Origin of the sequence: Lysobacter sp. Root690 (genome assembly GCF_001427785.1) — a bacterium.
Classification (GTDB): Bacteria; Pseudomonadota; Gammaproteobacteria; order Xanthomonadales; family Xanthomonadaceae; genus Lysobacter.
Genome location: NZ_LMHM01000018.1, coordinates 170,010 through 195,977 on the forward strand (window position 1 = coordinate 170,010; position 25,968 = coordinate 195,977).

The 25,968-nt window shown below is 66.4% G+C and carries 17 protein-coding genes; 7 read left to right on the forward strand and 10 right to left on the reverse strand.

Going from position 1 to position 25,968, the window contains the following annotated elements; translation table 11 throughout:
* Nucleotides 1–236: 236 nt before the first annotated feature.
* The 4 genes from ASD86_RS23940 (at nucleotide 237) to ASD86_RS23955 (ending at nucleotide 5,339) form a co-directional block, all read left to right on the forward strand.
* Complete coding sequence (locus ASD86_RS23940; protein WP_056116814.1) at nucleotides 237–1,535, forward strand: DUF4105 domain-containing protein; 1,299 nt, start codon at nucleotides 237–239, stop codon at nucleotides 1,533–1,535.
* A 39-nt stretch (nucleotides 1,536–1,574) separates the two neighbouring features.
* Nucleotides 1,575–2,567, forward strand: a complete 993-nt coding sequence (gene corA / locus ASD86_RS23945; RefSeq protein ID WP_056116816.1) for a magnesium/cobalt transporter CorA — start codon at nucleotides 1,575–1,577, stop codon at nucleotides 2,565–2,567.
* A 476-nt stretch (nucleotides 2,568–3,043) separates the two neighbouring features.
* Complete coding sequence (locus ASD86_RS23950) at nucleotides 3,044–5,116, forward strand: carbon starvation CstA family protein (RefSeq protein ID WP_056116818.1); 2,073 nt, start codon at nucleotides 3,044–3,046, stop codon at nucleotides 5,114–5,116.
* Between the two features lies 1 nt (nucleotide 5,117).
* Nucleotides 5,118–5,339 (forward strand): YbdD/YjiX family protein, encoded by a 222-nt coding sequence (locus ASD86_RS23955; protein ID WP_056116819.1) that lies wholly within the window; start codon nucleotides 5,118–5,120, stop codon nucleotides 5,337–5,339.
* A gap of 120 nt (nucleotides 5,340–5,459) precedes the next feature.
* Here the strand turns inward: ASD86_RS23955 and ASD86_RS23960 are convergent, their stop codons facing one another.
* The 4 genes from ASD86_RS23960 to ASD86_RS23975 all read right to left on the reverse strand — a co-directional run bounded on the left by ASD86_RS23960 (nucleotide 5,460) and on the right by ASD86_RS23975 (nucleotide 12,031).
* Complete coding sequence (locus ASD86_RS23960) at nucleotides 5,460–6,131, reverse strand: SMI1/KNR4 family protein (protein WP_056116821.1); 672 nt, start codon at nucleotides 6,129–6,131, stop codon at nucleotides 5,460–5,462.
* Nucleotides 6,132–6,261: 130 nt separating this feature from the next.
* Nucleotides 6,262–7,521 carry a DUF819 family protein gene (locus ASD86_RS23965; RefSeq protein ID WP_056116824.1) on the reverse strand — a complete coding sequence of 420 codons (1,260 nt, stop codon included), beginning with the start codon at nucleotides 7,519–7,521 and terminating at the stop codon, nucleotides 6,262–6,264.
* 394 nt (nucleotides 7,522–7,915) lie between these two features.
* Entirely contained in the window at nucleotides 7,916–9,997 is a 2,082-nt protein-coding gene (locus tag ASD86_RS23970) for a S9 family peptidase (protein ID WP_082578676.1), read from the reverse strand.
* Between the two features lie 87 nt (nucleotides 9,998–10,084).
* Complete coding sequence (locus tag ASD86_RS23975) at nucleotides 10,085–12,031, reverse strand: oligopeptide transporter, OPT family (RefSeq protein WP_056117376.1); 1,947 nt, start codon at nucleotides 12,029–12,031, stop codon at nucleotides 10,085–10,087.
* Nucleotides 12,032–12,426: 395 nt separating this feature from the next.
* On the opposite strand from ASD86_RS23975, the gene ASD86_RS23980 reads away from it, so the two are divergent.
* The gene (locus tag ASD86_RS23980) at nucleotides 12,427–14,217 is read left to right on the forward strand and encodes an oligopeptide:H+ symporter (protein ID WP_235567883.1); all 1,791 of its coding nucleotides are present in this window, start codon (nucleotides 12,427–12,429) and stop codon (nucleotides 14,215–14,217) included.
* A 193-nt stretch (nucleotides 14,218–14,410) separates the two neighbouring features.
* Here ASD86_RS23980 and ASD86_RS23985 read toward each other — a convergent pair whose 3' ends face one another.
* The 6 genes from ASD86_RS23985 to ASD86_RS24010 all read right to left on the reverse strand — a co-directional run bounded on the left by ASD86_RS23985 (nucleotide 14,411) and on the right by ASD86_RS24010 (nucleotide 22,719).
* Nucleotides 14,411–16,375 carry a S9 family peptidase gene (locus tag ASD86_RS23985; protein ID WP_056117382.1) on the reverse strand — a complete coding sequence of 655 codons (1,965 nt, stop codon included), beginning with the start codon at nucleotides 16,373–16,375 and terminating at the stop codon, nucleotides 14,411–14,413.
* Between the two features lie 452 nt (nucleotides 16,376–16,827).
* Nucleotides 16,828–17,730, reverse strand: a complete 903-nt coding sequence (rfbD, locus tag ASD86_RS23990) for a dTDP-4-dehydrorhamnose reductase (RefSeq protein ID WP_056116826.1) — start codon at nucleotides 17,728–17,730, stop codon at nucleotides 16,828–16,830.
* Between the two features lie 41 nt (nucleotides 17,731–17,771).
* Entirely contained in the window at nucleotides 17,772–18,329 is a 558-nt protein-coding gene (rfbC, locus tag ASD86_RS23995; protein WP_056116830.1) for a dTDP-4-dehydrorhamnose 3,5-epimerase, read from the reverse strand.
* 10 nt (nucleotides 18,330–18,339) lie between these two features.
* On the reverse strand, nucleotides 18,340–19,224 hold the full coding sequence (gene rfbA / locus ASD86_RS24000; protein WP_056116833.1) for a glucose-1-phosphate thymidylyltransferase RfbA: 885 nt from the start codon (nucleotides 19,222–19,224) through the stop codon (nucleotides 18,340–18,342).
* Between the two features lie 24 nt (nucleotides 19,225–19,248).
* Complete coding sequence (gene rfbB, locus ASD86_RS24005) at nucleotides 19,249–20,301, reverse strand: dTDP-glucose 4,6-dehydratase (protein WP_056116834.1); 1,053 nt, start codon at nucleotides 20,299–20,301, stop codon at nucleotides 19,249–19,251.
* Between the two features lie 387 nt (nucleotides 20,302–20,688).
* Complete coding sequence (locus ASD86_RS24010; RefSeq protein WP_056116836.1) at nucleotides 20,689–22,719, reverse strand: hypothetical protein; 2,031 nt, start codon at nucleotides 22,717–22,719, stop codon at nucleotides 20,689–20,691.
* Between the two features lie 404 nt (nucleotides 22,720–23,123).
* On the opposite strand from ASD86_RS24010, the gene ASD86_RS24015 reads away from it, so the two are divergent.
* Together ASD86_RS24015 and ASD86_RS24020 are read left to right on the forward strand one after the other, a co-directional pair.
* Nucleotides 23,124–23,879 (forward strand): SDR family NAD(P)-dependent oxidoreductase, encoded by a 756-nt coding sequence (locus ASD86_RS24015; RefSeq protein WP_056116838.1) that lies wholly within the window; start codon nucleotides 23,124–23,126, stop codon nucleotides 23,877–23,879.
* A gap of 540 nt (nucleotides 23,880–24,419) precedes the next feature.
* Nucleotides 24,420–25,568 (forward strand): carbohydrate-binding protein, encoded by a 1,149-nt coding sequence (locus ASD86_RS24020; RefSeq protein ID WP_056116840.1) that lies wholly within the window; start codon nucleotides 24,420–24,422, stop codon nucleotides 25,566–25,568.
* The last annotated feature ends 400 nt before the right edge of the window (nucleotides 25,569–25,968 follow it).

Below are 25,968 nucleotides of genomic sequence, written 5' to 3' on the forward strand. Positions count from 1 at the left end.
GCTGCAAAAGAGCCGATGACCGCCTACCGGACTGTGTCGCCGGCCTTGCTCGACCTAAGCGCCCTGCTTAGCACCGATCCAAGCAAACGGGCGATATCCAGCCTCCATGGCGCATCTGCCTGGGGGGGCAGAAGATCGCGACAAACGACGGCACCCGAAATCCCCACTCCAGCCACGGCACACCCCGGCCGGCTGTTTACAATGGCCGCCACCCGCCCAGCCGGACCCAGCCCCTCGTGACCTTCCTGCCCCGTTTCGTCCGGCTGTTCGCCTTGGCCTTGTTGCTGTCGCTTTCCACCGCGGTCTTCGCCGCTCCCGCCGACGCACCGCCGGCGGCATCCAACCCCAGCGATTCGAAGCCTGCCGAGCCGAAACCCGCCGCGACCACGACCACCGCCACCGCCCCGACCGGCCCGCAGCCGCCGCGCGTCGGCATGGTCACCATGCAGCCGGGCCAGGAGTTCTGGTCGCGCTTCGGCCACGACGCCCTGGTCGTGCTCGACCCGAACACCGACAAGGCGATCTCCTACAACTTCGGCTACTTCGACCCGAGCGAGCCCGACTTCGTGCCGCGCTTCATCCGCAACGACATGCGCTATCGCCTGCTCGCGCTGCCGTTCGAGGCCGACATCGGCCAGTACGGCGTGGAAGGCCGCGGCGTGTCGGTGCAATGGCTCGACCTCACCCCGGCGCAGGCGCGCGAACTATCCGAAGCGCTGCGGGTCAACGCGCTGCCGGAGAATTCCTACTACCGCTATCAGTACTTCGACGACAACTGCGCCACCCGCGTGCGCGACGCGATCGACACCGCGCTCGGCGGCGGGCTGCGGCGCCAGATCGAAGGCCGCTCGCACGGCAACACCCTGCGCAGCGAAGCGCTGCGCCTGTCCAAGCCCGAGCCGTGGATGTGGCTGGTGCTGGACGTGATGATGGGTCCGGAAGCGGACAAGCCGGTGCCGGTGTGGGCCGAGTCCTACGTGCCCGGCCGCCTCGCCGCGGCCCTGCGCGAGGTCAAGAACAACCAAGGCCGGCCGCTGGTCAGCGAGGAACGCCAGCTGCTGCCGCACCAGATTTCGCCCGACCCCGAGGCCACCCCGCTGCCGTGGTGGCCGTGGGCGCTGACCGGCCTGGTGCTGGGTGCGGCGCTGGCCTGGATCGGCGATCGCAGCCCGCGCGTGCTCGCGGTCGTCGCGCTGCCGCTGTGGGGCGTGCTCGGGCTGATCGGCGCGGTCTTGGTCTATGCCTGGGTCGACACCAACCACAACTACATCTGGGCCAACCGCAACCTGCTGCTGTTCAACCCGCTGTGCCTGCTGCTGTGGTTCGGCGGTTTGCGCGCGCTGCGCGGGCGCGAAACCGGGCCGGTGTTCGTGTGGCTGACCGCGCTGGTTGCGTTGAGCTCGCTGGCGGCGTTGTTCATGTACTGGCTGCCGGTGTACCCGCAGCGCAACGCGCACTGGATCGCCCTGTGGCTGCCGATCCACACCGGCCTGTGGCTGGGCTTCCGCAAGGCCGCCCGATTGCGACTGGCCTGACGGCTTGCCGCTGCCGCCGCGCGCGGGCACGATTCGCGGATGAAAGATCCCGCCCTGCCCCAATGCGTCATCAACTGCGCGGCCTATAGCCGCGACGGAACCCGCCGCGACATCAGTCTGGATGCGATCAGCGACGTGCTCGCCGTCGACGACGGCAGCTTCGTCTGGGTCGGCCTGTACGAGCCCGACGAAGGCATCCTTGAGAAACTGCAGGAGGAGTTCTGCCTGCACGACCTCGCGGTCGAGGACGCGCACAACGCGCATCAGCGGCCGAAGATCGAGTCGTACGGCAACTCGCTGTTCGTCGCCATCCACACCGCGCAGAAGATCGACAACCGCATCCGCTTCGGCGAGACGCACATGTTCGTCGGCCCGCGCTATCTGGTCACCGTGCGCCACGGCGCCTCGATCAGCTACAAGGCCGCGCGCGCGCGCATGGAGCGCGAGCCGGACCTGCTCGAACACGGACCGGGCGCGGCGCTGTACGCGGTGTTCGACAGCGTGGTCGACAACTTCATGCCGATCGTCGAGGGCTTCACCCAGGAGCTCAACGAGCTGGAAAAGGACATCTTCGCCGAGGATTTCAGCAAGGAGACCGTGCAGGAGCTGTACGACCTCAAGCGCGAACTGACCCGGCTGCGGATGGCGGTGGCGCCGCTGCAGGACATCCTCGGCCAGCTCGCGCGTTCGCGCGGCGGGCTGATCGACGAAGAGATCCAGCTGTATTTCCGCGACGTGCTCGATCACGCCGTGCGCATCAACGAAACCACCGACACCTTGCGCGAGATGCTGACCGCCGCGGTCAGCGTGAACCTGTCGCTGGTCACCGTGCGCCAGGGCGAGACCGTAAAGCGTCTGGGCGCCTGGGCCGCGCTGCTGGCCGCGCCGACCTTGATCACCAGTTGGTACGGCATGAACTTCAAGTACATGCCTGAGCTTGAGGGCCAATGGAGTTACGGCATTCTGGTCGGGGTGATCGCGCTGACTTGCGTGGTGTTGTATGTGGGGTTCAAGCGGGCTAAGTGGCTTTGAGCCGGGATTTGGGATTCGGGATTCGGGATTGGGAATTGGAAAATCGGGAATCGGAATCGCAATCGGAATCGGGAATCGGGAATCGGGAATCGGGAATCGGATCGAGCTTGAGTTCGTTGTCGCTTTCTGACGTCCCCGCCTGAAGCCGATCGCTGAGTAGATCCCCGCGCGTCAATTAGCCCACTTTGTAAAAGGGGGCTGGCGCCTGCGCCGCTGTGATCGCCGAAAGAAATCCAATGCGCCGGGGGATTCGCTTTTTGATCAGGGCGATGCAGTTGTCGAGCTAAAAAGCGAATCCCCCCTGCCCCCCTTTTCCAAAGGGGGGAACAGCAACGGCAAACGCCCAGCCAATCGCGGCGAGCGAGCCACCTAAGACCAAAGTATCAGCCCAATTAGTGCCGCTTTACCGCACTGCGCATTGACCCGCCCGGACGCAGGGGCGACGCTTCGGTAGTTGAAAAACCGGGAGGGTCGTCATGAAAGGTGGCATCGGCAAGGTGGGCTGGGCGGCCCTGGCAGTTCTCGGGGCGTTCTGCCTCGGCACGATCGCGCTGCGGCGCGGCGAACACATCAACGCGCTGTGGATCGTGGTCGCGGCGGTGTCGATCTATCTGGTCGCGTACCGCTACTACTCCCTGTTCATCGCCAACAAGGTGATGCAGATCGATACGACCCGGGCCACGCCCGCGGTCCTCAACAACGACGGCTTGGACTACGTTCCGACCAACAAGCACGTGCTGTTCGGCCATCACTTCGCCGCGATCGCCGGCGCCGGGCCGCTGGTCGGGCCGGTGCTCGCCGCGCAGATGGGCTATCTGCCCGGGCTGCTGTGGCTGATCGTCGGCGTGGTCCTGGCCGGCGCGGTGCAGGACTTCATGGTCCTGTTCGTCTCCAGCCGCCGCAACGGCCGTTCGCTCGGCGACCTGGTGCGCGAGGAGATGGGCCGGATACCCGGCACCATCGCCCTGTTCGGCGCGTTCCTGATCATGATCATCATCCTCGCGGTGCTGGCGATGATCGTGGTCAAGGCGCTCGCGGAAAGTCCGTGGGGCATGTTCACGGTGATGGCGACCCTTCCGATCGCGGTGATGATGGGCGTGTACATGCGCTACATCCGCCCGGGCAAGATCGGCGAAATCTCGGTGGTCGGCCTGATCCTGCTGCTCGCGGCGATCTGGTACGGCGGGGTGATCGCGGCCGATCCGGTGTGGGGCCCGCGCTTCACCTTCACCGGCACCCAGATCACCTGGATGCTGATCGGTTACGGCTTCGTCGCCGCGGTGTTGCCGGTGTGGCTGGTGCTGGCGCCGCGCGATTACCTGTCCACGTTCTTGAAGATCGGCACCATCATCGCGCTGGCGATCGGCATCGTGATCGTGATGCCCGACCTGCGCATGCCCGCGCTGACCCAGTTCACCGACGGCACCGGCCCGGTGTGGAAAGGCGGGCTGTTCCCGTTCCTGTTCATCACCATCGCCTGCGGCGCGGTCTCGGGTTTCCATGCGCTGATCTCCTCGGGCACCACGCCCAAGCTGCTCGCCAATGAAGGCCACATGCGCTACATCGGCTACGGCGGCATGCTGATGGAATCGTTCGTCGCGATCATGGCGCTGGTCGCCGCTTCGGTGATCGAGCCGGGCGTGTACTTCGCGATGAACAGTCCCGCCGCATTGGTCGGCACCGACGTGCATGCGGTCGCGCAGACGATCAGCGGCTGGGGTTTCAGCGTCACTCCCGAGATGCTCGAGACCACGGCCAAGGACATCGGCGAACACACCATCCTCGCCCGCGCCGGCGGCGCGCCGACGCTCGCGGTCGGCATCGCCCAGATCCTGCACAACGTATTGCCGGGCGAGAACACGATGGCGTTCTGGTATCACTTCGCGATCCTGTTCGAAGCCTTGTTCATCCTGACCGCGGTCGATGCCGGCACCCGCGCTGGCCGCTTCATGCTGCAGGATCTGCTCGGCAGTTTCGTGCCGGCACTGCGCCGCACCGAAGCCTGGGGCCCGAACCTGCTCGCCACCGGCGGCTGCGTCGCGTTGTGGGGCTACTTCCTGTATCAGGGCGTGGTCGATCCGCTCGGCGGCATCAACACCTTGTGGCCGTTGTTCGGCATCGCCAACCAGATGCTCGCCGGCATCGCGTTGATGCTGTGCACGGTGGTGCTGTTCAAGATGAAACGCGATCGCTACGCCTGGGTCACCATGCTGCCGACCGCGTGGCTGCTGATCTGCACCACCGCCGCGGGTTTCATCAAGATCTTCGACAGCAACCCGGCGGTCGGCTTCCTCGCCCAGGCGCACAAGTACCAGGACGCCATCGCCAAGGGCACCGTGGTCGCGCCGGCCAAGAGCATCGAGCAGATGCAGCAGGTCATGGTCAACAGCTACGTCAACACCGGGCTGACCATGCTGTTCCTGTTCGTGGTGTTCTCGGTGCTGGTGTACGCGATCGGCGCGATCCTCAAGGCGCGCGCCAATCCGGAGCGCAGCGACCGCGAATCGCCGTACGTGGCGTTGACGCCCGCGCAGATGGCGGACCACTGACATGGGCACCGCACTCGTACCCGCCAGCCAATACCAGTTGTACAAACGCACCTGGCGCCGCCTGGTGCAGACCGCGCGGCTGTGCTGCGGCGTGCCGGACTACGACAACTATGTCCGGCACCTGATGGAGAAACACCCCGAGCGGCCGATCCCGGATTACGCGACGTTCTTCCGCCAGCGCCAGGAGGCGCGTTATGGCGGCGGGCGGATCGGGTGTTGTTGAACGTCCGATTGCGTGGATGACGAAAGGCCGCCCGAGGGCGGCCTTTCTTTTACGCGTTGTCGTCGGTGCAAGCGAAGGTCGCCGGCATCATGTGCCGATCAATCGCCAACGCTTCGCGCATCAACCCTCATTGCACTGCCAGCGCGGCACCACCGCGAAGCGCTCCTGCGCGAACGGCAGCAGCACGCCGAACGCCGCTTCGGCCGTCGCTTGCGAGATCATGGCGATGTCGCTTTCGTCTTCCGGCAGTTGCGGCGAGATCAACGCATCCAGGGCGTGATTCAAGTTCGCGGGCAGATAAGCGGCGGCGGCGCGCATGTTGGCGAGGACGCACTCACGCGCCTGCGCGGACGAGAAATCGTCCAGCAGGTGCTCGAAATCGGCGGCGCTCTCCACCAGGCTTGTGAACACGAAATGTTCGAAAGAGGCCGTTTCGATCGCGCTGTCGTCGCGATCGTGCCAGACCATCCCGACGCCGGACGTGCCGGCGGCGGTCGTCATCAGGCAATAGGCATCGCCGGCGCCGGAAATCGCGAACGGCAAGAACGCGCGCCCATTCTGAAACCCCGGATTGAGCCAGTCATCGACGATCTCGCCGGCTTGCTCGGCGTCGATCCATTCCAGATCGTAGGCGCAGGAAAGCAGCGGCTGCGCGCGCAGGGTGTAGTCGCTCCAGTTCGCCTTCCAGTCGGCGAGGTTGTCGCCGTAGCGGGTCCTGCCGTCGGCGAGCAGACGGGCGAACGTCGATGGCAGAGGTATGCCGGCGCGCGCGGCTAACGACTCGTAGGTCATGGCTTTCAACCAGTGAATGATGTTGCGAACAAACGACTGCAGGAGCGGTGCGAGCCGCGACCGCGACATCGCACATACGACGCAAGCGAGATGTCGTGGTCGCGGCTCGCGCCGCTCCTACAGTCGGACTTCAGGGCGGCGATGCGCCTGCGAGCGAGCGCAGGGTGATGCCGACGATGTACGCCAATCCCGTCCCGGTCGCGTAACCCAAGGTGCCCAGCAAGGCCCCGACCGGCGCCAGCGAGGGATGGAACGCCGACGCCACCACCGGCGCCGAGGCCGGGCCGCCGATGTTGCTCTGCGAGCCGATCGCGAAATAGAAGAACGGCACCCGCAGCAGCCGGCCCACGCCCCACAGGATCGCGATATGCACGCTGATCCAGATAAGACCCAGCGCGAACAGCCACGGCTTGTCGAGCAACGCCAAAATATCCATCTGCAAACCGATGCACGCGATCAGGAAGTAAAGCAGCAGGCTGCCGATCTTCGACGCGCCCGCGCCTTCGAGTTCGCGCGCGCGGGTGAAGCTCAGCGCCAGGCCGGCGAAGGTCGATATCGCGACCACCCAGAAGAACGGTTCGTGCAGGCTTACCGTGCGCGCCCACGACACGTTCGCGGCGAACCAGCCCGACAGCGGCGTGGCGATCGCATGCGCCAGGCCGACCACGCCGAAGGCGATGCCGACGATCATCGCCAGATCGGTCAGACTGGCGATACGCTGGTGCTGGGCCTGGAAACTTTCGATGCGTTGCTTGAGTTCCTCGATTCCCGAGGTATCGGCGCCGCTGCGCTCATCGATCTGCTTCGCGCGGCTGGCGAGGAAAATCAACACCGCCATCCACACGTAGCCCACGCCGACGTCGACCACCGCGAACTGGCCGAACGTGGTCGCGTCGACCTGGAAGATCTCCTTCATCGCGAGCATGTTGGCACCGCCGCCGATCCAGCTGCCGGCCAGGGCCGCCATGCCGCCCCAGGTGTCGCCGGAGACGGTTTCAGGATGGAACGCACGCATCGCGACGAAGGCGACGATCGCGCCGAGCATCACGCTGAGCGAGGACACCGCGTACATCAGCAATAGCTTGGGGCCGAGCTTGAGCACGCCCTTGAGGTCGATGGTCAGGGTCAGCAGCACCAGCGCCGCGGGCAGCAGCACGCGGCTGGCGACCGGGTTGTAGAGCTTGGTGTTGTTGCCGTCGACCAGGCCGACGGTGTTGTAGATGCCCGGGATGAAATAGCACAGCAGCAGCGCCGGCACGAAGGTGTAGAACTTTTTCCAGAAGCCGGTCTGCTTCGACGAGGTCCAGAACACCAGGCCCAGGGTGGCGGCGATCAGGCCGAGGACGACGATGTCGTTGCTGATGAGCGCCGTGTGGGCGGTATCGGGCATGCCGGGTGTCTCGTGCGTTGGTGTCACCGCTTTTACTTCGGATCGCCCAGGCGGGGCAAGGGCCGGTGGGTTGGTGCCGCGAATTCAGGTGGCCGAGCCACGTTGCCACGACAGCCCTTGTAGGAGCGGCGCAAGCCGCGACCACGACACCGAGGCTACGGCGCAAGCAAGTTTCGCTCGAAGCCACAGCCAGCGCCCACGCAGCTGTCGCCCACCTGTCGTTACCTCATGCAAACCCCTGTGGGAGCGGCGCAAGCCGCGAGCACGACATCGCGCATGCGACGCATATGAAGTTTCGCGGTCGCGGCTCGCGCCGCTCCTACAGTCGGAGACGAAACGACGAAGGCCGCCCGGAGGCGGCCTTCGCAGGAACGGTGGCGCGGATCGCGGGCGCTTACTGCCCGATATGCTGCTTCAGCCAACCGTTGACCGTGTCGTGCCACAGCACGCTGTTCTGCGGCTTGAGCACCCAGTGGTTCTCGTCCGGGAAATACAGGAACTTGGACTCGATACCCTGGCGCTGCAACGCGGTGAACACGCCCAGGCCCTGCTCGACCGGGATGCGGTAATCGAGCTGGCCGTGGATCACCAGCATCGGCACCTTCCAATCCTTGACGTGATTGACCGGGTTGAACTTCTCGTAGTTCTTCGGCACGTCGAACGGCGTGCCGCCCTGCTCCCACTCGGTGAACCACAGCTCTTCGGTTGCGTAACCCATCATGCGCTGGTCGAACACGCCGTCGTGGCTGACCAGACACTTCCACGGCTGCTGCCAGTTGCCGGCGATCCAGTTGACCATGAAGCCGCCGTACGACGCGCCCAGCGCGCAGGCCTTGTCGCCGTTGAGGAAGGCATACTTCTTCTGCGCCGCGGCCCAGCCCTTCTGCAGATCCTCCAGCGGACGGTCGCCCCAATGCTGGCTGATCGCATCGGTGAAGGCCTGGCCATAACCGGTGGAGCCGTGGAAGTCGATCATGACCACCGCATAGCCCTGACCGGCGTAGGTCTGCGGGTTCCAGCGATAGCTCCAGCCGTCGCCGAAACTGCCCTGCGGGCCGCCGTGGATCAGGAACGCGACCGGGTACTTCTGGCCTTCCTGGTAATTCCACGGCTTGACCACGTAGCCGTGCACGCTGTCGCCGTTCCAGCCCTTGAACTCGAACTGTTCGGCCTCGCCGAACTTCACACCCGGCAGCAATTCGCCCGCGCTCGGAGTGATCGCGCGCTGCGGCGCGCCGTCGAGGCCGCCGACGAAGATCTGGTCGCCGCTCTTGAGGCTGTTGCGGGTGAACGCGAAGGTCTTGCCGGCCAACACCGGCGAACCGACGGTGCCATCGGCGATCAACTCGCTCGCCTTGCCGCTGGCGATGTCGACGCCGAACAGCGGCTGCCGGCCCAGGTCCTCGGCGGTGGTGTAGATGGTCTTGCCGTCGTCCGACAACAAAATACCGGTGGCCGAACGATCCCACTGCGGCGCGATCTCGCGCGCCTTGCCGCTGGCGAGATCGAGTGCGAACAGGCCGAAACGGTCGGCTTCGAAACCCGGGCGCTTCATCGCGCGGTAGTACAGGGTCTTGCCGTCCTTGCCGAACACCGCGCCGGTGTCCCAGGCCGGGTTCGACGCGGTCAGGTTCTTGGCCGCGCCGCCGTCGGCGCCGACCAGGTAGAGGTCGAAATTGGTCGACCACGGTTCCTTCGCATCGGCCGCGCGCGCGCTGAACACCAGCGACTGGCTGTCGGGCGACCAGGTGTATTCGCTGCTGTCGCCGAACGGACGCGAGGGCACGTCGCCGATCACTTCACCGCTGACGAGCTTGGCGCTGTTGACAGTCTTGCCGGCGGCCGGCAGATCGGTCACGAACAGGCGGTTCAAACGGCCGTCGTTCCACGTATCCCAGTGGCGCACGAACATGCGGTCGAACACCTTGCCGCTGACCTTGCTCTTCTCGGCCGCGTCGAGCTTCTTCTTGCTGCAGGCCAGGTCGGCCGCGCAATCGGCATACGCCTCGGCGTTGAACGCGATGCGCTTGCCGTCGGGCGACAACTGGAAACCGCCGACGTCGCCGTCGAACGCGGTGACCTGCTTCGGCGTGCCGCCGCTCAACGGCAGCGAATACAACTGCGAGCTGCCGCCCTTGCTGCTGAGGAAGTACACGGTCTTGCCGTCGGCGGAAAACGCCGGCGAATTGACGTTCCAGCCGTCCGGGGTCAGGCGCTTGGGCGGCGCGGCATCGCGCGCGAACAGGTCCTCGATCCACAGCGAGGTCGAGGACTTGTTGGCGCCGAAATCGACCACGCGCTTGGCGAACACCAGTTGCCGGCCGTCGGGCGACAGGGTCGGCGAGGAGAACCGGTCCATCGCGGCCAGGTCGCGCACTTCCAGGCCGCGCGCGAGCGGCGGCGTGAGGGACAAAGCCGGCGCGGATGCGCAGGCCAACAGCAGGGCCATCGGCAGGAGGGCGTGGCGTGGCGTCATGGCGAAACCTCTAGCGTTATCGAAGGCGTGCGTAAACACGCGACAGAAACAGAAACGGCCCGGCATCGCGCCGGGCCGTCGCAGGGATCAGGCGCTCGGCGCGGGCACCGGCGCGTTGCGGCTGCTGCGGTAGAACAGCCACACCACCGCGGCCAGCACCAGCAGGCCGATGCCGGCGCCGAAGTGGAACTGCTCGGGCAGCGCCAGCACGTCGGCGCGGGTCGAGATCACGATCGGGAACGCGATCGCGATGCCCATCAGCGCTTCGCCGGTGATCAGGCCCGCGGCGAACAAGGTACCCGGACGATGCACGCGATCGACTTCCGCTTCGTCGCTGTGCTTGGTCAGGCCGCGACGGCGGCCGACGATGTGCGACAGCAGGCCGCCGAGGAAGATCGGCACCATCAGTTCCAGCGGCAGGTAGATGCCGATCGCCGCGGCCAGCACCGGCACGCGGAACTTGAACTTGCGCGACTTGAGCCATTCGTCGAACGCGATGATGACCACGCCGATGCCGGCACCGATGCCGATCATCGTCCACGGCAGTTCGCCGCCGAACATGCCCTTGGCGACCGAGGCCATCAAGGTGGCCTGCGGCGCGGCCAGCGAGTTCGGATGCTCCGGAGTCGGCGCGCCGATGCCGTAGGCGGCGGCGAGCAGGTTGAGGATCGGCGCCATGATCAGCGCGCACGAGAACGTGCCGATGCCGAGCATGAGCTGCTGCTTCCACGGCGTCGCGCCGACGATGTAGCCGGCCTTGAGATCTTGCAGATTGTCGCCGCCGACCGCCGCCGCGCAGCACACCACCGCGCCGATCATGATCGCGGCGACGGCGCCGATCGGCGAGTCGCGGCCGAGCATCAGCACCAGCACCGCCGAGGCGAACAGGATGGTCGAGATGGTGATGCCCGAGACCGGGTTGTTGGACGAACCGATCAGGCCGGCCAGGTACGCCGACACCGACACGAACAGGAAGCCGGCGACGATCATGATGATGGTCATCGGCACGCTGACGAACCAGTTGCCGACGATGGCCTGGTACAGCAGCAGCAGCGGCATCACGAACGCGACCAGCGCGATCAGCATCCACTTCATCGGCAGGTCGCGGTCGGTTTCGGCGACCACGCCGCTGGTGCCCTTGCGCGCCGCGGCCAGGCCGCTCTTCACGCCCGACAGCAACGACTTGCGCAGCGAGAACAAGGTCCACACGCCGCCGATCAGCATCGTGCCCACGCCCAGGTAACGCACCTTGGCCGACCAGATCGCGCGGCCGATCTGCTCGGCGCTGCCGTCGACGATGCGCGCGGCGAGTTCGGGATCGGAATTGAGGAAGAAGGCGTGATAGATCGGAATCGCGAACTGCCACGACAGCACGCTGCCCGACAGCACCACGATGCCGACGTTGAGACCGACGATGTAACCCACGCCGAGCAGCGCCGGCGACAGGTTGGTGCCCATGAAGCCCAGGTACTTGCCGAGCCAGCCCGAGGCGATGGCGTTGTCGGGGATCAGGCGCATGCCGCTTTCGGCGGCGAGCTTGACCAGCGCGCCGACGCCGCCGGCCAGGCCGAGGATCTTCAGGCCCGGGCCGGGGTTTTCGCCGGCCTTGAGCACTTCGGCAGCGGCCTTGCCTTCCGGGAACGGCAGCGGGTCTTCGACGATCATCGAACGGCGCAGCGGCACCGAGAACAGCACGCCGAGCAGACCGCCGAGGCCGGCGATGGCGAGCACCCACGAGTAACGGAAGTCCTGCCAGTAGCCCAGGATGACCAGCGCCGGGATGGTGAAGATCACGCCGGCGGCGATTGAGGAGCCGGCCGAGGCGCCGGTCTGGACGATGTTGTTTTCCAGGATCGTGCCGCCGCCGAGCAGGCGCAGCACGCCCATCGAGATCACCGCGGCGGGGATCGCGGTGGCGATGGTGAGGCCGGCGAACAGGCCCAGGTAGGCATTGGCTGCAGCCAGGATCACCGCCAGGAAGACGGATAGCAGGACGGCTCGGAGGGTCAATTGCGGTTGTGCGGACGAGGCCATCGGCGTCTCCATCGCGGGTGATCGGGCAGTGCGGCGGTGTATGGGCGGACCCGGCCGCCAGGGGCCGGGCGCCACGCAATCCGCCGATGATCGCATCCGCCGCGGGCCGCTGTAAAAGTGCAGTGCGGCAAAAGGCGGGATTGGGCAAATGCGGGGTTTTTCCGGATTTGGCTGGGGAAAGTAACGGTGGAGGGCGGCCCTCACCCCAGCCCTCTCCCGCGAGCGGGAGAGGGAGTGCACTGACGAGTGCGGGGAGCAATCGCGCGAACGCGTGTCGGAAGTCCCCCTTCTCCCGCTCGCGGGAGAAGGTGCCCGAAGGGCGGATGAGGGCCGCCAAGGCCCATAACCCTATACTCCGCGTCCCGGCCCGCTCCCGGACCGAAGGGAATCCACTCGTGCCCGCAGCCAGCACCCTGTCGACCCCGGCGCCCGACGCGCCCCACGGCAACGACTTCCTCGGCCATCCCAAGGGCCTGTACGTGTGCTTCTTCACCGAGATGTGGGAGCGCTTCTCGTTCTACGGAATGAAGGCGCTGCTGCTGCTGTACTTGCTGAAATACCACCTGTTCGGCGACGACGCCGGCTACGACCTGATCGGCGCCTATGGCGGCCTGGTGTACGCGGTGCCGGTGATCGGCGGCGTGCTGGCCGACCGTTACCTGGGCATGCGCAAGGCGGTGGTGCTCGGCGGCGTGCTGCTGGTGCTCGGCCACCTGGGCATGGCCTACGAGGGCCACGCGGCGAAGATGGTCAATGGCGTGGTGGTGCGCGACGAAATCGCAATGCAAGTGTTCTACCTGTCGCTGGCGCTGATCATCGGCGGCGTGGGGTTCCTGAAGCCCAACATCTCGACCATCGTCGGCAAGCTGTACGCGCTCGACGATCCACGCCGCGACTCGGGCTTCACCCTGTTCTACGCCGGCATCAACGTCGGTGCCTTGTTCTCATCGCTGATCTGCGCCTTCCTCGGCGAAACCTACGGCTGGAAATACGGCTTCGGCGCGGCCGGCATCGGCATGATCGCGGGCCTGGCGATGTTCCTGTGGGGCCAGCGCTATCTGCGCGGCCTCGCCGAACCCGCCGAGCCGACCAGGCTGCGCGAGAAGGTCGGCCCGGCCGCTTTCAGGCTGTCGCGCGAAGCATGGATTTATGTGGGCACCGCGCTCGGCGTGCTGGTGCTGTGGGGCACGATCCAGCTCGCTTCGCAGGTCACCCTCGCCATCGGCGAGGTGAGCTTCACCGCGGCGCTGGGCATCATGCTCGCGACCTTGCTGGTGTTCCTGATCTGGTTCTTCGGCTTCATCGCGCGCGGCTGCGACCGGGTCGAACGCGAACGCATGCTCGCGTTGGTGATCCTGATCTTCGCGGTGTTGATCTTCTTCACCCTGTACGAGCAGACCTACGGTTCGTGGGTGACGTTCAACGACCGGCTGATGACCAAGGACATGTTCGGCCTGGCCCTGGGCCAGTACGCGCCGACCTTGCCGTGGTCGTTGTTCTCGATGGCGCTGAGCCCGCCGCTGATGATCGCCGCATTGATAGCGAGCGATCGCGGCCGCGACGGCGTGGCCAAGCTGCTGGTCGGCGTATTGACCCTGAGCTTGGCCCTGGCGACCGCGCACGATGTGGTGCTGGTGCCGCAAACCGCCGGCTCGCTGACTTACCTCGGCCCGTTCTTCATCGTCGTGCTGGCGCCGCTGTTCTCGTGGCTGTGGCCGTGGCTCGGGCGCAAGGGCCATAGCCCGAGCAAGCCGCTGACGATGTCGCTGGGCCTGATCCTGGCTGGCCTGTCGTTCCTGCCGCTGATGGCCGCGGCCAAGGTGTCCGGCGGCGGCGAGATGGCCAGCGTGTGGTATCTGGTCGCGGCGTATTTCATCCTCGAAGTCGGCGAGATGTGTTTGTCGCCGATCGGCCTGTCGGCGGTGACCCAGCTGTCGGTCGCGCGCGTGGTCGGCCTGATGATGGGCGCGTTCTGGCTGGCGACCGCGTTTTCGGAAGTGCTGGCGGCGCAATTGGCGAAGATCGCTTCGGTCGAGATTCCCGAGGGCGGCACGATCGACATGGCCGCGGCCTCGGTCAAATACGGCGAACTGTTCTCGATGCTGATGTGGCTGGGGATCGGGTCGGGCGTGCTGTTCTTGTTGTTGGCGCCGTTGCTCAAACGGTGGATGCACGGGTTGAAGTGATTGAGGCCGCGATTCGAGATTTGGGGATTCGGGATTTGCAGAACGAAAACGGCGCCGGGTGGCGCCGTTTTTTTATTGTCGCAGTCGCGGCTCGCGCCGCTCCTACAGGGAGCCCATGCAGGAGCGGCGCGNNAACGCAACCTCGTTCACCGGCAAGGCGGCCGATCACACCGCCCTGCTCTCGTGGCTCGCGCTATTTCTTGCCCGCCGCCTCGACCTTGACCGGCGCCGCGGTCTTCCCGCCCAACGACCGCGATAAAAACGCCAACAGCCGCGAATAGAACTCGCGCTTATGCGCTTCCTCGTAGAAGCCATGGCCTTCGGTCTTGTAATACAGCGTCTCCACCGGCACGCCGGCCTGGCGCAGCGCCTTCTCCATCTTCTCGCTGTGCGCCTGCGGCGCGCGCTGGTCTTCGCCGCCCGCGGCGAGGAACACCGGCACCTTGATCCGGTCGGCCAGGCGCGTGGGCGATACCTTGTCGAGCGTGTCCGGCGGGCCGAGCCAGCTGCGCAGATAGCTTTCGCCCGAGCCGCGCTTCTGCACGTCGCCGGTGGTGTGCATCATCGGCAGGTCGTACACGCCGACATAGCCGGCCGCGCACTTGTACAGGGTCGGCTCCTTGGCCACGCCCATCAGCGAGGCATAGCCGCCGTAGCTCGCGCCGTACAAGCAGATGCGCGACGGATCGGCGATGCCCTGCTCGATCGCCCAACGCGTCGCGTCGGTCAGATCGTCCTGCATCTTGCCGCCCCACTCGCGCTTGCCCGCGTGCAGGAACGCGCGGCCGTAGCCGCCCGAGCCGCGATAGTTGAGCTGCAGCACCGCGTAACCGGCGGCCGCAAGCAACTGCGGGTCGTCGTCGAAATACCACAGGTCCTGGATGCCGAACGGACCGCCGTGCGGCATCACCACCAGCGGCAGCGATTTGCCGTTGCTGCCGTTGGGCGTGGTCAACAGGCCCGACAGGCTCAGCCCGTCGCGCGCCTTGAGCGTGACCGCGCGCACCGGCGCGGACTTGGCCGGATCGAACCAGGCGCGCCGGCTGACCGCATGCGCGGCATGCTTGCTCTCGTTGTCGAACAGGTACACGTCGCCGGGATTGCGGTCGTTCCAGACCTGCACCAGCGCCAGCTTGCCATCGTCGGTCTGCGAGGTGATGCGCACCGCGTCGCCGGCGAACGCCGCTTCCAGGCTGCGGTATTGGCGTGCTTCCGGCGAGGTCTTGTCGAAGAACGCGGTGCGCGGCTTGCCGTCGTAATAGAACACCCCGACCGGTACGTGGCTGCGCGGCTTGTAGATGATCCGCGCCGGGTCGGCGACCTTGTCGCGCAGCAGTTCCTTGCGGGTCTTGGCCGCCGTGTCATAGGCGACGATCGCGTCGGGCCCTTGCGCCTGTTCGCTGCGGAAATACGCGGTGACGTTGTCAGCGGAAAAGCCGATCGGGATGTCCATGCCCTCGTCGTCATCGTCCGAACGCAGCAGTTCCCACTCGACCTTGTCGTTGCCGCGGTAGAACAGCTTGCGCACGTAGTCGGTGCCGTAGCCGAGCGCGAAGCGGACCACGCCGGCGTTGTCGGTGTAGTAGTCGGCGTTGCGCACCGGCGCGATGGTGATGGCGTTGCGGCGGCCGCTGAACACGTCCAGGTGTTCGGCGCGGGTGTAGGCGTCGGCGCTGAACTGCTGCACCGAGATCACCACGCGCTTGTCGTCGCCCGGCAGGTCGTCGACCAGGTAGGCGGCCACCGCTTCGACCTTCTTCGGCTGGATGCGGGTGCCGGTGTTGTTCACCTGCAGGCGGTAGCCGACCAGCACGTCGACGCCGGTGCCGTTGGCGTTGATCGCGTAGATCTCGCCGGTCGGGATCGGCTCGTCGCGCGAACCGAGTTTCTGCGCCATGCTGATCAGCAGCCGGGTCGGGCTGACCCAATCGAAATCGGCGACGTGGTTGTTCTTGCCGAGCCGGAACGAGCCGGCCATCTTCATGTCGGTGCGGGTGAAGATCACCAGGCCGGTTTCATCGCCCATCGGCACCGAGGCGGCGTAGAACTCGCCGGTCGGCGACAGCTTGATGTCGCTGAAGGTGTCGGCCTTGACGAAGGCGTCGACATCGACGGTGGCGGCGCTGGCCGATTCGGTCGCCGCAAGCGCCGAGGTCATGGCGGCGGCCGTGAGCAGGCCCGCAAGCAGCAGCGCGCATCGCAGATGATTCATGGTGGTCCCCTGTGACCGTATCGATTCGATCGCAACCGTCAGGCGGCGAAGTCCCTGTTCGTCCGCCGTGCGCAATGGCGCGCGGCGAACCCCGACCGCCGCGTCCTCCCCGGACCCGCGACGGCCGTCGCATCCGCGACGCGGCGATCATAGGCACGAGGGCGGGGCCGGCACAATCGGCCGGGTGCGGTTGTATGAGCTTCCTGCAGGAGCGGCGCGATCCGCGACCACGAGGTCGCCGGATCGCTTCGTCGCTGTCGATACCAGCAGCGGCAACGGCAACACCGCACTATTCCCGGTGTATGCGTCGAACAACGGCACGGGCGATTGTGGTTACGACGCGGTTGTCGATTCGCGGTCGCGGCTTGCGCCGCTCCTACACGGAGCCGGCGCGGGGGTTATGCGCCGGGCTTGTCGCGATCCAGGGTCGTGCGCAAGGCGTCGCGCCATTGCGGAATCGTCAGGCCGTACTCGTCCTGCAGGTGGCGGCTGTCGAGCACCGAATAGGCCGGACGGCGGGCCGGGGTCGGGTATTCGGCGGTGGTAATCGGCAGCACCCGCGGCTTGCGTTCGATCAGGCCGCGCGCATGGGCTTCGTCGAAGATCGCCTCGGCGAACCCGTGCCAGCTGGTCTGGCCGGCGGCGACCAGATGGCGCACGCCCGATTCGGCGATGCCCTGGCCCAACACCTGCGCGGCCGCGTCGGCCAGCAGCCAGGCCGGAGTCGGCGAACCGTGCTGGTCGGCGACCACGCGCAGTTCCTCGCGCTCGGCGCCCATGCGCAGCATGGTGCGCAGGAAGTTGCCGCCGCGGGTCGCGTAGACCCAGGCGGTGCGCAGGATCAGATGACGCGCGCCGCTGGCGGCGATCGCCTGTTCGCCGGCGAGTTTGCTCTCGCCGTACGCGCCGAGCGGGCCGGTCGGATCGGTGTCGAGGTACGGGCGGGTGCCGCTGCCGTCGAACACGTAATCGGTCGAATAATGCAGCAGGCCGATGCCGTCGGCCGCGCACAGCTCGGCCAGCCGGCCCGGCGCCTGCGCGTTGACGGTGAAGGCGAGCTCGCGTTCGGTTTCGGCGCGATCCACCGCGGTGTAGGCGGTGGCATTGACCACATGGTCGGGGCGCACCCGCCGCAGCAGCGGTTCGATCGTATCGACCTGGGCCAGATCCAGGGCTTCGCAGGCGCCGCCGTCGGCGAGCGTCCCGCCGCGGGTGGTGACGACGACCTCGCCCAGCGGCGCCAGCGCACGGCGCAGTTCGAAACCGACCTGACCGTCGCCGCCGAGCAGCAACAGCTTCATGGCCGGCCCTGTCATGGCCGGCCCTGTCATGGCCGGCTCTGTCATGGCATGTACACCGGCAACCGGTCTTCGGCGATGTCCTTGAGCAACGGCGCGGTGGTGTCCTTGGCCGACAGCAGCGGTTCGCTGACCGGCCAATCGATGGCCAGCTCGGGGTCGTCCCAGCGCACGCCGGCATCGGCCTTGGGGTCGTAGGTGGCGGTGCACAGATAACTGAAGACCGCGCGTTCGCTGAGCACGGCGAAGCCGTGGGCGAAGCCTTCGGGGATCCAGAACTGGCGCTTGTTCTCGGCGCTGAGCAACACCGCGGTCCAGCGTCCGTAATGCGGCGAACCCCGGCGGATGTCGACCGCGACATCCCACACCTCGCCTTCGATCACCGACATGAACTTGCCCTGCGGATTGGGCCACTGGTAATGCACGCCCCGCAGCACGCCGCGCGCCGAGGACGACACGTTGCCCTGGACGAAGTTCGGCTTCAGCCCGACCGCCGCCAGTTTGTCGTGATTGAACGATTCGTAGAAATACCCACGCGCATCGCCGAACACCTGCGGTTCGACGATCAGACAGCCCGGCAGATCGGTTTCGATGATCTTCAAAACGGTTTCCTCAGGGCACGAAGCCACGCTCGGCTAGGCCGAGCAGGTATTGGCCGTAGCCGTTCTTGGCCAGCGGCCGGGCCAGTTCGCTCAGTTGCGCGTTGTCGATCCAGCCGTTGTTCCAGGCGATCTCTTCCGGACAGCAGATGCGCAGGCCCTGGCGCGCTTCGATGGTTTCGATGAAGTTGGACGCTTCCAGCAACGACTGATGCGTGCCGGTGTCGAGCCAGGCGTAACCGCGGCCGAGCTGTTCCAGATGCAGCGAGCCTTCGTCCAGGTACAGACGGTTGAGATCGGTGATCTCCAGTTCGCCGCGCGCCGAGGGTTTCAAGGTCGCGGCGAAGTCGCTGGCGCGGCCGTCGTAGAAATACAGTCCGGTGACGGCGTAGTTCGAACGCGGCTTGAGCGGTTTTTCCTCCAGCCCGATGACCTTGCGGTCGGCATCGAACTCGGCCACGCCGTAACGCTCCGGATCGCGCACCCAATAGCCGAACACGGTCGCGCCGTGCTCGCGCTGATCGGCGCGCTTGAGCATCGCGGTCAGGCCCGGGCCGTGGAAGATGTTGTCGCCTAGCACCAGACAGCTGGGCTGGCCGGCGACGAACTCGCGGCCGATCAGATACGCCTGCGCCAGTCCGTCCGGGCTGGGCTGCTGCGCGTATTCGATCTTCATGCCCCAGCGCGAACCGTCGCCGAGCAAGGTCTTGAACAGCGCCTGCTCATGCGGGGTGTTGATGATCAGCACCTCGCGGATGCCCGCCAGCATCAGCACGCTGAGCGGGTAATAGATCATCGGCTTGTCGTACACCGGCAACAGCTGTTTGCTGATGCTCTGGGTCAGCGGATACAGCCGCGTGCCGGAGCCGCCGGCGAGGATGATGCCCTTGCGGTTCATGCCTAACTCCTCAGTGTGCCGGGCTCAGGCCTGGCCGATGCGTTCGAGCCGGTAGCTGCCGTCGAGCACGCGCTGCACCCACGGCTGGTTGTCCAGGTACCAGTCGACGGTGCGGGCGATGCCTTGTTCGAAGGTCAACGTCGGGGTCCAGCCCAGTTCGTTCTTGAGCTTGGATGCGTCGATCGCATAGCGGCGATCGTGGCCCGGGCGGTCCTTGACGTAGGTGATCAGCGACTCGCGCGCGCGGCCGTCGGCGAGCGGGCGGCGCTGATCGAGCAGTGCGCAGATGGTCTGGACCACGACGATGTTGGGACGCTCGGCATCGCCGCCGACGTTGTAGGTCTCGCCGACGCGGCCGGCTTCGAGCACGCGCGCGATCGCCGAGCAATGATCGCCGACGAACAGCCAGTCGCGCACGTTGAGGCCGTCGCCATAGACCGGCAGCGGCTCGCCGGCCAGGGCCTTGGCGATGATCAACGGAATGAGTTTTTCCGGGAACTGGAACGGCCCGTAGTTGTTCGAGCAGTTGGTGGTCAGCACCGGCAGGCCGTAGGTGTGATGGAACGCGCGGACCAGATGATCCGACGCCGCCTTCGACGCCGAGTACGGCGAGTTCGGCGCGTACGGCGTGGTCTCGCTGAACTTGCCGCTGTCGCCGAGCGAGCCGTAGACCTCGTCGGTCGATACATGCAGGAAGCGGAACGCGTCGCGCGCCGGCGCATCGAGCGCCTTCCAGTAGTCGCGCACCTGCTCGAGCAGGCTCAGGGTGCCGACCACGTTGGTCTGCACGAACGCGGCCGGACCGTCGATGGAGCGGTCGACATGGCTCTCGGCGGCGAAATTGATCACCGCGTCGGGCCGGTGCTCGGCCAGCAGGCGCTTGAGCAGGTCCGCATCGCCAATGTCGCCCTGGACGAAGACGTGACGCGCATCGCCATCGAGAACGCTCAGGGTGTCGAGGTTGCCGGCGTAGGTCAGGACATCGAGGTTGACGACCTTGATGCCGCGCTGGACCGCATCGAGGACGAAATTACCGCCAATGAAGCCGGCGCCGCCGGTTACAAGCCAAGTAGGCACTCAGGACACTCCTTACAAATGATCGACGGGCGAAGTTCGATTGATCCGGCCCGGGCCTCGTGTCGCGCGGCTCGGGACCGCCACCGGTTCACCTTGACGGGGCCGGCCCGAACAATCGCGGGATTGTAAAGCCTATCGCCCCGCGGCCGGCGTCGACACGGTCGCATCGATAAGTTGCGCTACAGCTTCCATGCGGAAATCAGCTAAAAAAACGGCATTTCGCCACGCAACCCAGCCCAGGGATGCACAGTTGAAATCATCGAATCGGCCACAGATTTACGTCTTGCGATCACATCGCAACGCGGCGCGCGCTTTGCCGATCCGGCCATCCGCGGCGATCGGGCCCGGCGGGATCCTGCCCCCGCAGCGACGGCTCGCGGCCTGCGCTCACGACCCGGCCGCGCCCACCTCGAAATCGCGCTGCGCATCCTTGAGCCGGTCCAGGCCATCGCCCGGCGTCCACACCTCGAAGCGCGCGCGGGTCATGGCCAGGTAGGCGGCGCGGACCGGGCTGTGCGGTTCGCCGTCGCGGTTCACCAGGTAGCAGCACGGGCTCAGCACCACCGCGTCGGCCTCCATGTTCTTGCAGTGCTGGACCAGGCTGAGGGTGACCTGTTCGGTGCCCGGCTCGGCCTGCGCGGCCATCAGCGCATCGATATCGTCGCTGCCGAAGCCGCGTTCGATCATCCGCGCCACCGACCCCAGCCCGGTGTCGGCCAGGTGCTGCGAAAACGCCGACCACGAACGGAAATCGCCGAGACTGCGGCGCCCGTAGGTGTCGCCGCTCAGGTGCAGGGAAATCGCCGCCCGCGCCAGCCGGGCGACTTCGTCGGCCGAAGCCGGCACCAGGCGGAAGCGGCCGCCGGCGGCCTTGATCCGCAGCGCCTCTTCCAGCAAGGCCCAGGCGCCGCCGAAGACGCGCAGCGCGCGGCCCGGCAACTCGTCGCGGTTGCGGTAGATCCGGTGGCGGGTCAGGCGATCGGGCGCGCCGATCAGCGGAAACTCGATCAGGCGCTCCTGCGCCACCGCCAGGGTCTGGTCGATCAACGGCGCGGCCTGCACGCCCATGCGCAGCGACTGGCTCATCACGATGGTCTTGGCCTGGGTGGCCCTGGGCACATGACCGAACAAACGCTGATACGGGTCGCCCATCAGCACGCAGCCGTGGGGATACGCCTGCAGCAAGGCCCGCCACGGCGCGGACAGGTCGTGGGCCTCGTCGACCAGCAAGGTGCCGTAGCCGTCGGGAACGACCGCGCCGCGCACCGACAGCCACTTGACCAGATGCACGGTGTTGATATCGAAGGCCGCGCCGGCGTCGTTGCTGCCGAGCCCGGCGAACATGCACTCCCACACCCGCTGGCCGATCTCGATCCAGCGCTTGGCCTCGATCGCCGCATACGGCACATGGCGCGCGAAATGGAACTGGCCCAGCGCCGGCGCCGCGCTGTAGCACCATGCCCGCAGCGCCTTGTGCACGATCGCCAGGACCGCTTCGGGCGGACGTCCGTCGATGCTGGGGACGCCGGCGATCTTGGTCTGCGCGGTCAGGCTCTGGGTGGTCTTGATCACCCGCGGCGCCCAGCGCAGGCGCGCGGCGCGGGCGTGGGCCGCGGCGGTCGCATTGGCCAGCACGGTCTGGGTCACGGTCTGGATGCCCGCCGCGGCGCCGCCGGCGCGGATCTTGAAACCGTGGATATGCGCGACGGTGGGCGCCAGATAGGTCATGCCGCCGGCCAGACCGCCGGCCATCGCCAGCAACAAGTGGGTCTTGCCGGTGCCGGCGTAGGCGTCGAGGTTGACCAGTTCGTCCGGCGCCGCCGCGATCACCTGGGCGGCGACGGCTTGATCGCGGGTGCCCTCCATGACCAGACGGGTCCTACGCGGCGCGGCCTGGGTATCGGCGGCTTGCGTGTCGTAAGGAATATCCGCGTCGGTGGCCGGCTCGTCGATCTGGTCGGCGCGATCGAAACCGATCTCGAAGCGGTCCATCGGCTGACGATAGCGCTCCTGGAACGCGTGCGCGTAGCGGCCGTCGTCGTCGCGCCAGGCCTCGTGCTGCATGTCCTCGGGGTCGGCGAAATTCACGCCCTTGTCGGCCAGCCGGTCCAGCATGTCGGCGCGCTGCGCTTGCGCGATGGCGCGTCGGCCCGTGTCCAGATGCGCCGCGGCCACCTCGGGCGAACTCGCCGTCATCAAGCCGTGGGTCTCGAAGATCAGGCGGCTGATCGCGGCGTTGGAATACTCCTGGGTCAGCACCACCAGCATCACCGACAGCGCCGCGCGCTCGATCGACGACGCGGGCAGCGTCCCGTCGTCGACGAAGGCCTGCGCGACCTCGCGGGTCACCGGCAGGTAGTACGGAGTGGTGTTGGGGATCACGTGGCGATGCTCGGCGCGGTTGGCGTCATTGTCCATGACGAAGGGATTTTCGAGCGCCCGTCGCGCGTGAAGCGCCTGGAAACGAAAACTCCCTCGAAGTATCGCGGATCAGACCGTGCCCGGCCCGGACCGCGCTTGACCCTGGCGGCCGGCAACCTTAGCCTTGCGCCCGCAGTCGCCTCAACGGCGCTGTCGTAGGCGTTACCGTCATCCAACGCACCCTTCGTCGAGCGGGCCCCAGCAGGGGATCTCGATGCAACAGGTGCCACGGTACGCCATCACGTCCCTGCTCCGCGGGCCTTCGCCCGATCGAGCCCCGCCCGAACAGGGTTCCTCGTGATGCTGACTGTCTTGCCGGAACGACGCCGCGGCGCGTTCCGGAGCTTGCCGTGGCCTTTCCCTTATCTGGCCCGAAACCCGGGCCCGACCACGAGGCAAGCATGAAGACGACCGGCAACACCCTGCTTATCACCGGCGGCACCAGCGGCATCGGCCGCGCACTCGCCGAAGCCTTCCACGATCGCGGCAACCGCGTCATCGTCGCCGGCAGGCGACGCGCGCTGCTCGACCGGATGACCGCGGCGCGCCCCGGCATGGTCGGCCTGTGCGTCGATCTCGACGATCCAGTGTCGCTGTCCTCGTTCGCGAGCGAGGTCCGCGCGCGCTTCCCCGAACTCAATGCGCTCATCGCCAACGCCGGCATTTCGCGCAGCGAGAACCTGGCCGCGGACGATTGGAACGCCGACGACGCGCAGGCGATCGTGCAGACCAACATCCTCGGCGTGTTGCGGGTCACCGCGGCATTTCTGCCCATGCTGAAACGGCAAGCGAACGCGACGATCATGGCGACCAGTTCCAACCTCGCCTTCGTACCGCGCGCCGACTTTCCGACCTACTGCGCCAGCAAGGCGTTTGTGCATTCGTGGCTGCAATCGTTGCGTCATCAGCTGCGCAAGATTCCGGTCGAAGTGCTGGAACTCGCCCCGCCCTACGTGCGGACGCAACTCACCGGCCCGCAACAGGCCGAGGATCCGCGCGCCACCCCGGTCGAGGAATACGTCGCGGAGGTGATGCAGTTGCTCGAGCGCGCAGATCATCCGCGCGGCGAAGTGCTGGTCGAACGCGACCGCGCGCGGCGATGGGCGGAACGCGACGGACGCTACGAAGAGACCTTCGCGGCCATGAATCCGGATTGAGCGCGGCGTCGGCGAGTTACCCGGCCCGGGAGCGAGCGCCTCGCTCCCGGTTCGGTCAGCGAACTGGCGCGTAGATCGGCGCCGAATCGAAGCAATCGCCGCGCGCGAGTGAGCACGAGCCAACCCAATGACTTGAACCGATCGCGGCGAGACGACACAAGACATTCCGCCTGTCGCTTCGAAAGTCCTCGCGACTGTCCCGCCGTCGCGGCCACGACAGCGCAACTACTCGCTCGAACTTCCGCGCGGCAATCGACATTGGCGTGGATCTATCGCCCTCACGCATCGAACGGGCCTGCGTCACGCATCCGCGCGAAAGCGAAAAAGCTGTGGCGCAGCGCCCTGCGCGGGCGCATGCGCTCGCATAGGATCGAGCGCATCCGCGACCGTACTGAAGAGTTCGCGTTCGCCGGAGGACGGAACGGATTCGCGCCGTCGCTGCATGCGGATTGTTTTCGCGGGTGTCGCTTACGCGCGGCGGCTTCGCGCCGCCTGGCGGCGTGATCCGGCACTCATGTTTCCCCACGAGGAGAAGACAGCATGAAACTGTTGATGAAAGGCATGGTGTTCCTCGTCGTTTCCCTGTTCGCCGGCGGCGCCTGGGCGCAGAACTGGCAACTGGTATGGAGCGACGAGTTCAACGGATCGATCGGACCGGACTGGGTGTTCGAAACCGGCAACGGCAGCAGCGGCTGGGGCAACAACGAGCTGGAGTACTACCGGCGCGAGAACGCCGGCATCGAGAACAACGCCCTGGCCATCACCGCCCGGCGCGAGGATTTCGGCGGTTTCCGTTACACCTCCGCGCGCATGAAGACCCAGGGCATCCGCAACTTCAAGTACGGCAAGATCGAAGCGCGGATGAAGCTGCCCTCGTTCATGGGCGCGTGGCCGGCGTTCTGGGCGCTGGGCGCCAATCTGCCCCAGGTCGGTTGGCCCGACTCGGGCGAGATCGACATCATGGAACACGTCAACAACGAGGACCGCACCTACGGCACCATCCACTGGCGCGACCACAACGGCAACTACGCTCAGTACGGCGGTAATACCCTGCTCAGCGTCACCGACTGGCATGTGTACTCGGTGGAGTGGGACGCGAATGCGATCCGCTGGTACGTCGATGGCAACAAGTTCCACGAAGCCAGCATCCAGAACAGCGTCAACGGCACCGAGGAGTTCCATCGCGACTTCTTTCTGCTGCTGAACTTCGCCATCGGCGGCAACTGGCCGGGCTTCAACGTCGACGAAAGCAAGTTGCCGGCGAAGATGCTCGTCGACTACGTTCGCGTGTATAACGCCGGCGGCAGCAGCCCGTGGTCGCGCACGCTGGAGGCCGAAAGTTTCGCCGCGCAGAGCGGCGTGCAAGTGGAAGCCTGCTCGGAAGGCGGCTCCAACGTCGGCTGGATCGACAGCGGCGACTGGCTGTCGTACAGCAACGTCAACTTCCCCAGCAGCGGCAGCTATCGGGTGGAGTACCGCGTGTCGAGCCCCGGCGGCGGCGCGTTGTCGCTCGACCTCAACGCAGGCGGCACGGTGCTGGGCCAGGTGCAGGTGCCGGCGACCGGCGGCTGGCAGAACTGGCAGACCGTCGCGCATACGGTCAACGTCAACGCGGGCACGTACAACCTCGGCGTATACGCGCAGCAAGGTGGATGGAACATCAACTGGATTCGTATCACCCGGTTGTGAGTGTGGCCAGTGATGATTTTGGCTGGCTCGGTGGGCGCTGCCACGAAGCGGCGCCCACCGCGATCATCGCCAACGGGTGTTCTCCCGGCACTCTTCAAACCGACGAACACCCGAGGCCCGCATGAAAAACCAAGGACGCCGAAGCGTCCTTGCTTTGTTTCGATATACCACTCGCGCCAGTTACATTTTGAAGTACCGGTTCTTCGACGCGACACGCATGCGACGTTGATCGCAGCGCCGGGATCGTGACCGCTTGAACGCCTTGATCATGAAGAACCGCATAGAATCGCGGTCGATGTCGATGCGCGTCCGGATCTGACGATCGCCGCGATGACGCCACGGCGTTGCGGACATTCGTCACCGATCGATCGTGCTGTGGGTCCGTCGCGAATGCGCGACG

What these genes read in the sequence shown, in the direction of transcription:
- rfbD (WP_056116826.1), bottom strand. Translation starts at nt 17,730, where the DNA reads ATGAAGCTGTTGCTGCTCGGCGGCGACGGTCAGGTCGGTTTCGAACTG.
- ASD86_RS23950 (WP_056116818.1), top strand. Translation starts at nt 3,044, where the DNA reads ATGAAAGGTGGCATCGGCAAGGTGGGCTGGGCGGCCCTGGCAGTTCTC.
- ASD86_RS23985 (WP_056117382.1), bottom strand. Translation starts at nt 16,375, where the DNA reads ATGACCTCGGCGCTTGCGGCGACCGAATCGGCCAGCGCCGCCACCGTC.
- ASD86_RS23970 (WP_082578676.1), bottom strand. Translation starts at nt 9,997, where the DNA reads ATGACGCCACGCCACGCCCTCCTGCCGATGGCCCTGCTGTTGGCCTGC.
- ASD86_RS23955 (WP_056116819.1), top strand. Translation starts at nt 5,118, where the DNA reads ATGGGCACCGCACTCGTACCCGCCAGCCAATACCAGTTGTACAAACGC.
- ASD86_RS23975 (WP_056117376.1), bottom strand. Translation starts at nt 12,031, where the DNA reads ATGGCCTCGTCCGCACAACCGCAATTGACCCTCCGAGCCGTCCTGCTA.
- ASD86_RS24010 (WP_056116836.1), bottom strand. Translation starts at nt 22,719, where the DNA reads ATGGACAATGACGCCAACCGCGCCGAGCATCGCCACGTGATCCCCAAC.
- ASD86_RS23965 (WP_056116824.1), bottom strand. Translation starts at nt 7,521, where the DNA reads ATGCCCGATACCGCCCACACGGCGCTCATCAGCAACGACATCGTCGTC.
- rfbA (WP_056116833.1), bottom strand. Translation starts at nt 19,224, where the DNA reads ATGAACCGCAAGGGCATCATCCTCGCCGGCGGCTCCGGCACGCGGCTG.
- ASD86_RS24020 (WP_056116840.1), top strand. Translation starts at nt 24,420, where the DNA reads ATGAAACTGTTGATGAAAGGCATGGTGTTCCTCGTCGTTTCCCTGTTC.
- ASD86_RS24015 (WP_056116838.1), top strand. Translation starts at nt 23,124, where the DNA reads ATGAAGACGACCGGCAACACCCTGCTTATCACCGGCGGCACCAGCGGC.
- corA (WP_056116816.1), top strand. Translation starts at nt 1,575, where the DNA reads ATGAAAGATCCCGCCCTGCCCCAATGCGTCATCAACTGCGCGGCCTAT.
- ASD86_RS23960 (WP_056116821.1), bottom strand. Translation starts at nt 6,131, where the DNA reads ATGACCTACGAGTCGTTAGCCGCGCGCGCCGGCATACCTCTGCCATCG.